At 49.9% G+C, this 8,312-nt stretch carries 6 protein-coding genes; all 6 read right to left on the bottom strand.

All coding sequences use genetic code 11. The features are described from left to right. Positions 1–522: 522 nt before the first annotated feature. Positions 523–1,815 (bottom strand): adenylosuccinate lyase, encoded by a 1,293-nt coding sequence (gene purB / locus QZN42_RS09475; protein ID WP_296957040.1) that lies wholly within the window; start codon positions 1,813–1,815, stop codon positions 523–525. Then, positions 1,816–3,210, bottom strand: coding sequence for an NAD(P)/FAD-dependent oxidoreductase (locus tag QZN42_RS09470; RefSeq protein WP_296957037.1), 1,395 nt, complete (start codon positions 3,208–3,210; stop codon positions 1,816–1,818). It abuts the gene before it with no gap. 1,590 nt (positions 3,211–4,800) lie between these two features. After that, a complete protein-coding gene (locus tag QZN42_RS09465; protein WP_296957035.1) occupies positions 4,801–5,445 on the bottom strand; it encodes a metal-dependent transcriptional regulator in 645 nt (214 codons plus the stop codon). A 304-nt stretch (positions 5,446–5,749) separates the two neighbouring features. Next, entirely contained in the window at positions 5,750–6,493 is a 744-nt protein-coding gene (locus tag QZN42_RS09460) for a ribonuclease H family protein (protein WP_296957034.1), read from the bottom strand. A 333-nt stretch (positions 6,494–6,826) separates the two neighbouring features. Continuing rightward, on the bottom strand, positions 6,827–7,354 hold the full coding sequence (locus QZN42_RS09455; RefSeq protein ID WP_296957033.1) for a 3'-5' exonuclease: 528 nt from the start codon (positions 7,352–7,354) through the stop codon (positions 6,827–6,829). An 8-nt stretch (positions 7,355–7,362) separates the two neighbouring features. Continuing rightward, positions 7,363–7,602, bottom strand: coding sequence for a hypothetical protein (locus QZN42_RS09450; RefSeq protein WP_296957031.1), 240 nt, complete (start codon positions 7,600–7,602; stop codon positions 7,363–7,365). Between the last annotated feature and the right edge of the window lie 710 nt (positions 7,603–8,312).

Raw genomic sequence — 8,312 nt, 5'->3', positions numbered from 1 at the left:
CGGGGTGCGGGGTGCGGGAAGGTAGCGGCCTGATGGCCGCCGATTATTTATGGGGATTTTGCTCAGGCGAGTTTGAAATGCCCATATATGTCGAAACGTCCAGGCCCCCCGAGTCTGGGGGGCGGCGAGCGAAGCGAGCAGGGGGTTATTCTACCGCTGCAAGTCGAAAATGAGATAATTCCATCATTGTCAGATTTTTGTCTTCCAAAGGAGAGCGCTGCGCATTCATCCGCTCCACGCGCGCGGCCGGGAATACACATGCCCGCTCGTGCGAGGCAGCAGGTACGCGCACGGCCGGGAATACAGGTACAAGCCGAAAGTAGAGAGTCACCGCCTGTCTGAAACCATCTTCAGCTCAAGTGCGGGCCAGAGGCCCCATATATATTTGGCCGCTTTCATAATTTGAAGCGGCCACCTTCACTTACCACTTATCACTTCCCACTTACCACTTTCACTCCAAAAAAGCCTCCCGGCTCTTATGAACCGGAAGGCTTTTATTTCTAATTTCTAATTTCTAACGACTCACAGCCCAAATCTGGCAAAGATTTCATCCACATGGACGAGCATGGGTTTGTAGTCGAAGCATGCCTTGATTTCTTCAGGGGTGAGGTACTTTCTGACATCTTCGTCTTTGCAGAGGTTTTCGTAGAAGTCTTCTCCCTGGAGCCAGCGTTTCATGGCGTTTCTCTGTACCCAGCGGTAAGCGGTATCTCTGTAGGCACCTTTGGCTACGAGGGCGAGCAGCACACGCGGGCTGTAGATGAGTCCGCCGGTGAGGTTGAGGTCTGCCAGCATTTTTTCCGGATAAACGAGGAGTTTATCGATGAGGGCGGTTGTCTGGTCAAGGATATAGTCCAGGGCAATCGTTGCGTCCGGGATGATGACTCTTTCTACAGAGGAGTGGGAAATATCTCTTTCATGCCACAGCGGGATATCTTCGAAGGCCGGGAGGGAATAGCCCTGGATGACTCTGGCCATGCCGCAGATTCTTTCGGATTTGACGGGGTTTCTCTTGTGAGGCATAGCGGAGGAGCCTTTCTGTTTCGGGCTGAAATATTCTTCCGCTTCTCTCACTTCCGTTCTCTGGAGGTGGCGGACTTCGAGGGCCATCTGGGAGAGGGTGCCTGCAATGACGCCCAGGGTTGCGATATATTCGGCATGGTGGTCACGCTGAACGACCTGGGTAGCTACGATTTCCGGGGTGAGACCCATTTTCTTGCAGACGTATTCTTCTACATAGGGGTCGATATCCGCATAGGTGCCTACAGCGCCGGAAAGTTTGCCTACTGCCATTTCTTCAGCTGCCCGTTTCATTCTGTCGATATTTCTAAGGGTTTCAGAATACCAGAGGAGGAGTTTCAGGCCGAAGGTGGTGGGTTCTGCATGAACGCCGTGGGTTCTGCCGATGGTGGGGGTGTACTTGAATTCTACAGCTCTTCTCTTCAGTACGTCTGCCAGTTTCTGGAGGTCGTCCAGGAGGACTGCGCTTGCCTGTTTGATCTGGACGTTCAGGCCTGTATCCTTCACGTCGGTGGAAGTGAGACCCATGTGGATGTACTTGGCTTCGTCGCCTACGTGTTCACCTACATTGGTGAGGAAGGCAATTATATCATGGTTGATGACTGCATCGATTTCATGAATCCGGTCTACGTCAAAGTCTGCTTTGGCTTTAATGACTTCTACTGCTTCCTTTGGAATGCGGCCCAGTTCTGCATTGGCTTCGCAGGCTGCGATTTCCACATCGAGCATGGTCTGCCATTCATTTCTTTCTTCCCAGATTTTACCCATCACAGGGCGTGTGTACCTTGGTATCATTTAAATTTCTCCCTTCGGTTTCCCAATGCGGGCGCAGATTTCGCGGCCCACCACTACACCGGCAGCTGAGGCCTGGGCAAGGCCCCTGGTGATGCCGGCTCCATCACCAATGGCGAAGAAGTTTGGAATCTTCGTTTCCAGCTGGTTCGAAAGTTCAATTCTCGAAGAGTAAAATTTCACTTCCACCCCGTACAGAAGGGTGTGGCGCGAATTGGCTCCCGGCGCAACTTTGTCCAGCGCTTCGAACATCTCCATAATATCCTTTAAGAAGCGATATGGCAAGACCAAAGATAAATCTCCCGGTGTGGCGCTTGGCATAGTGGGGTGGACGAGTCCTCTCCGGATGCGTTCCGCCGTGGACCGCCTGCCATCCCTGAGGTCCCCCAGGCGCTGCACGATGGGTCCGCCGCCAAGCATATTGGCCAGGGAGGCTATATATTTCCCGTATTCGATAGGTTCGTGGAAAGGCTCGGTAAACTGCTTGGAAACAAGGATAGCAAAATTCGTATTGTCACTCTTTTTATGGGCATAGGAGTGACCATTCACCGTCATCAGTCCGTTATTATTTTCCGTCACCACAAATCCATAGGGATTCATGCAGAAAGTGCGCACTCTGTCATCGAAAAATTTGGAGAAATACACAAGCTTCGACTCATAAGCGATGCGGGTGATTGGCTCGTACACTTCCGCCGGAGACTCCACACGGACCCCGATATCTACGGCATTCGATGCGGTGCGAAGGCCGATTTTTTCCGCTTCCCCGCTGAACCATTCCGCCCCGTCCCTTCCGGGAGCCGCCACGAGGTATTTGCAGAAATAGGTCTCTCCGCCTGCCTCGACTCCTTCCACCTGTCCGTCCTTAATAAGAATGTGGTCTACGGGACACCTGGAAATAACGGTCACATTGGACGGGAAGGAATCCCTCATATTCGAAAGGATTTCTCCATTCACGTCGGTCCCCAGATGGCGGATGCGGGCCGGAATATAGGCAAGGTCGGCAGCCGCTGCCTTCCGTTTCAATTCGTGGATTTCCTCCAGATGTTCATCGCCGTACACCTTGCGTCCTTCACCGCCGAACCGGCAGTACACTTCATCCACATAGGAAATCAGGCGGGAAAGTTCACCCTTATTCATATAATCGTCCAGATTTCCGCCATAGTCCGTGGTAAGCGTCAGTTTTCCATCAGAAAAAGCGCCCGCCCCGCCCCAGCCGGAGACAATATTTGCCCGCCGGTCCTTCAGAGGAGCCTTGCGGTCCCTGTTCAATGCGATTCTTTCGCGGATATCCAGCCCCTTTTCAAGGATCAGGATATTCATTCCCGTATCCGCCAGCTCCAGGGCGGTAAAAATCCCTGCCGGACCGGCACCTATAATAATAACGTCGAAATTTTTCATGAAAACACCCCTGTTTATATAATCCTGCCTGCTCCCGGGGGAAAGACAGGCAACAAAAAAGCCCCATCTCCGGGGCCGGATAACATAGTTATCCCTTTTTTAATTTTACAGGAGGGGAAGGTGTTTTTCAAGTACTTTTATTGAGTCTTTTGTCGGTATTATGGATTGATGCCGGACGTATAGTCAAAAGGGAACTATATGGTCGATTAACTTTTGAATCGGGGTGGTCGGGATGATCGGGGCTGTCGGGATGATCGGGAAGGTGTCAGCGCTGATGCGGTAAAAGCATTGATGCCGGACATATAGCCGAAAGGAAACTATATGATCGATTGACTTTTAAATCGGGGTGGTCGGGGTTATCGGGGCTGTCGGGGTGATCGGGTAGGTGTGCCGCTGATGCGGCACATTTTTTATGGGGACTCTGCACAGGCGGGGTTGAAAGACCGATAGTACAACCCACCCGCCTTCACTTCGTTCAGGCACCCTCCCAATCATTGGGAGGGCTTTAACGGTAACGACTTGAATAAAATGAGTCAATTCCAATGAAATCCTTGTCATCGGATTTTGATATCCAAGGGAGAATACTGCTCTTTTCATTTCCTGCACAGGGCAGACAATGCCCATTCGAGTCGAAACGTTTCAGGCCCCCCGAGCCTGGGGGGCGGCGAGCGCAGCGAGCAGGGGGTTGTTCTATCGCTGCATGTCGAAAATGGGATGAATTTTATTCACTTATCAGATTTTTGGTTTGAGGATGGTTCGATATTCGTGGGTTAGCCTCACCACGACATGCCCCGGTATTGTCGGTATCGAGATTTCGTGGTTCGTGAAGGTGTGCCGCTGATGCGGTAAAAGAATTGATGCCGGACGTATAGTCGAAAGGGAACTATATGATCAATTGACTTTTGAATCGGGGTGGTCGGGGTGATCGGGGCTGTCGGGATGATCGGGAAGGTGTCAGCGCTGATGCGCTGACAAATTTATATGGGGACTGTACACAGGCGGGGTTGAAAGACTCATTCAGGTCGAAAAATCACTTGCCCCCATGGCCAGGGGGGCGGCGAGCGTAGCGAGCAGGGGGTTGTACTACCGGTTTAAGTCGAAATTGTGAAAGATAAAAAATCTTCCCCTGTACTTCAGATTTTTACGGTCATTTTCGATTTTTTTGATAGATGAACTTACCCGCCTTCGCTGCGATTCCTCCGCTCCACGCGCACGGCCGGGAATAGACGTGCCCGCTCGTGCGGGGATGCATATTCGCGTAAGGCCGGGAATACAGGTACAAGTCGAAAGTAGAGAGCCACCGCCTGGAGAGGACCCTTGCCAGCACAAGTGCGGGCCATCAGCCCGTGCGCGGAGCGCACTACATAAGATTGGTTGGCGCCAGCCAACCATATCCTTCCCTTTCCCCTTTCCCCTGTTTTCTTCGGCCAAAAGCCCCATATATACTTGCGGCCGCCAGGCCGCCACCTTCACTTACCACTTATCACTTACCACTAACCACTTTTATTTCCAATAAAAAGAGCCGGCTCTCTGCAGGGTCGGCTCTTATTTCTAACAATTAACAACTAAAAACTAATAACTAACTGCTCATCAGTCATCCACGTAAATCTGTCTGGCAGCTTTGTAGGAGAGGGTAATATCCCCATTCGGCGTTTCGAGGAGGAGCGGTCCTTCGTAAGGTTCCTTTTCCTTGACCGTTACTTCCATACCGATGGTAATGCCCTTGGACTGGATGTAGTCCATGAGGTCATAGTCTTCCATAATACGGCGTACGTGGGTGGTTTCGCCTATATCAGCATCGGAAAGGACACGTGTGGTGATGCCTATACGGGTTCCGTCTTTGCGCGGTACCGGGTCTCCGTTGGGGCAGTGCTGGGGATGATCCAGAAATTCATCCAGTTTTTCAGCCAGTTTGTCGTTGGTCTGGTGTTCCAGGCCTTCAGCGATTTCGTGAGCTTCGCTCCAGGAAAATTTCAGGTGGTCTACCAGGAATACTTCCCACAGCGCATGGTAGCGGAGGAGTCTTCCTGCTTCTCTTCTGCCTTTTCTCGTCATCTTGCTGCCTTTGTAGGCCGTATAGTCCACGTAGCCCTGTTTCTGCAGTTTCGTAATCATTTCACTGACGGAAGGCGGTGAAACGTGAAGCATTTCTGACAGCTCTTTATTTGTGACAATATCATGGGTTTCGCTGAGCAGATAAATCGCCTTTAAATAGTCCTCTTTCCCCGAAGTCATTATGATCCCCCTTTTCTTATTGTTATAAAATAAAATCATACGTTTGGATTATATTTGTATTCATTTTTATTATAGGGTATATTTGAAAGACTTTCAAGACCATTTTGGAAATATTTTAAGGTCGTAGAAAAATTTTTATTTATGAAATAAATATTTCAAATTTTGTTCACTGAATTACGTTTCGTCAAACTTTTTTTTGAAATATGCATTTACTTTTTACAATTCCGATTGAATTTAAAAAAGGGTCATGATGAAAATTTTTTTGGAAATAAAAAGATGCGCCATTTCTGACACATCTTTTTTCTTAATGAAATTTACCGGCTTCCGTCTTGGCCAGCTGATCGCAGAGTTCATTGTACTTCGTGCCCACGTGGCCTTTTGTCCAGTCGAACCGGACCTGGTGGCGGGAAATCAGAAGATCCAGCGCTTTCCAGAGGTCCTGGTTCAGCACGTTGCTTCCTGTCTGGGTTTTCCAGCCGTTTCTCTTCCAGTTGGAAATCCAGTGATTGGCAAAGCATTTCTGCAGATACTTGCTGTCCGTATGGAAAGTCACCTGGTGCCTGGTTCCGTCATCGATGACTTTGAGCGCTTCATAGGCCGCCCGAAGCTCCATGCGGTTATTCGTGCTTACGGGCTCGCCTCCAGTCACATAGAGCAGCTCTTCTCCCAGTTTGTCGAGGAAAACCGCCGCAAAACCGCCGGGACCATTGGGATTGACCAGGCAGGAACCATCGGTGAAAATGGTGAGTTCCTCCGGCAGATATTCTCCATTCTGGAAAAGGGAAATATTTCTTACCACCTTCCTGGAGGGATATTTCTTTTCCGCTTCCGGCAGGGAGAGGGGCTTTCCGGAAGAAGGAGAACCTTTTTCAGAAGGCGCAGGGGCCACGGGCTTTCCGTACCACTCCTCCGCTTCTTTCCTCGTCACAAATCCCTTGTAGACAGCTCCACTGAATCCCTGCACCTCCCGGCTGCACTCCGCCCAGGAATAATACACTCCGGGATTCTTTCCTTTTTTGACGATGTAATAATTCTTCTTTGCCGGCATAGGGGCTCCTTGTTTGTAGATAATGGATAATAGGTAATGGTTAATGGTCGGGCGGCTTTCAGGTCATCCGGATGGAAAGCCGTACGTGAGGTTAATAGTTTTTAATTTCGGAAACTTCGGATTCATTCGATTTCAAAAGCTGTATATTGAGGTTAATGGATAATGGATAATAGTTAATAAGTTCCATCATTCCAATACGGACAGGCCGAGTGAGATTAACGTACTCTCGCGGGTCTGGCATAAATACAACCATTAACTATTAACAGATAACGATTAATCTTTTTTGGAAAGTTGAAAAACTGTACATAGGGGTTAATGGTTATTTGATGATCATTACAGCTTGATGTGCCCCATTTCCAGCATTTTATGGAAGCAGAAAAGCGTAGCCTTCGTATCGGCCAGGCTGTCGTGCCAGCCTTCTTCTTTGCAACCGTAATATTTCGCGCAGGTGGACAGTTTCTGCCACTTGTAATCGCCGTATTTCTCATTGATTTCCCCATACACTTTCGCAAAGGGCCGCATGAGGTCCAGCGTTTTTGCCTTGTAGGGGATGAATACTCCGTTCTGCCGGATCATTTTCAGATCGAAAGGCAGGTTGTATCCCACCAGAAGGTCCGCATGACGGAGGAGGTGCCCTATTTCCTCCCTCCGGTCATAAAAGGAAGGTTTGTCTTTGACTATCTCGGGTGAAATATGATTCACCGCTTCCGCCCCGGGCCAGGACGAAATAAAACGGGGGCGGAAATATTCGTTTATCCGAATTTCTCCACTCCCGTCGATCACGGAAAGCTGGAGAATCTCCGCTTTGCTGTCAAAACCCGTCGTTTCCGTATCCAGTACAAGAATTTTCTTTATATCCATCGTTTCCTCTATGATTCTTCGTCTATATCCAGCGCCTTCCGATACGCCCCGCCGCTGGGGAGGTCCTCCCTCTTCAGCGCCTGGCGCAGCCGCTTGTTCAGGAGAGTCCTTACCTTCTTCTTCGAACCCTTCCGAAGAGAAGTCACATCTTCCTCGTCCATGATTTTTTCGATTTTATCTTTGCCGTACATCTTCCGGGCATACTGGCTCGGCCGGGTCTCCCGTGTCACTTTCAGCGGTCTCTTCATGGCGTTTTCCTTTCCTGCAATAATATATTATGGTACCATGAAATGCGCTTCTTTGCAAAGAAAGTTGTGGGAAATATGAATCGATCGCGGGGCGGGCGCATCAGAATTTGAAAAAAACGGGCAATTATATAGGGGCTCAGTCTCACAGTAAAAAAACAGGGGAAAAGGGAAAGGGGGTGGATATGGTTGGCTGGCGCCAACCAATTTTTTATAGTGCGCTTCGCGCACGGGCTGTTGCCCGCACTTGTGCTGACAAAGGTTGTACGCAGGCGGTGGCTCTTCACTAGCGGCCTGCATTTGTATTCCCGGCCTTACGTGTACCTGCAGCCCCGCACGAGGGAGCACGTCTATTCCCGGCCGTGCGCGTGGAGCGGAAAGAACGCAGCGTACTGCTTTGGAAATATATTTTCTCATTTGCCTCTACTGTTAATTATGCCCGGCATCCGGCTCCCCGAAGTACGGGGAGCTCCGCGAATGCGGTGAGGGGCTGTACTTTCGTTCAAGCCGAAAGTGCCTCTGCCGGACCGTGACTTTTGGGTTCGCTGCAAGGCATAGATGAGACTGACTGACAAAACAAACCTTTTGTTATTTTCACCCACCTGTACAAAAATCCCAATAGGGTAGAGTTATTAGCCCTCCCATTGCACCGTACGTACGGTCCTCGTATACGGCGCTACATTGTTACATCTATTCCTTAAGCTCAGATAGTA

The sequence above is a fragment of the uncultured Dialister sp. genome, assembly GCA_900314595.1.
GTDB lineage: Bacteria > Bacillota > Negativicutes > Veillonellales > Dialisteraceae > Dialister.
This window is presented reverse-complemented; position numbering and strand designations above follow the sequence as displayed.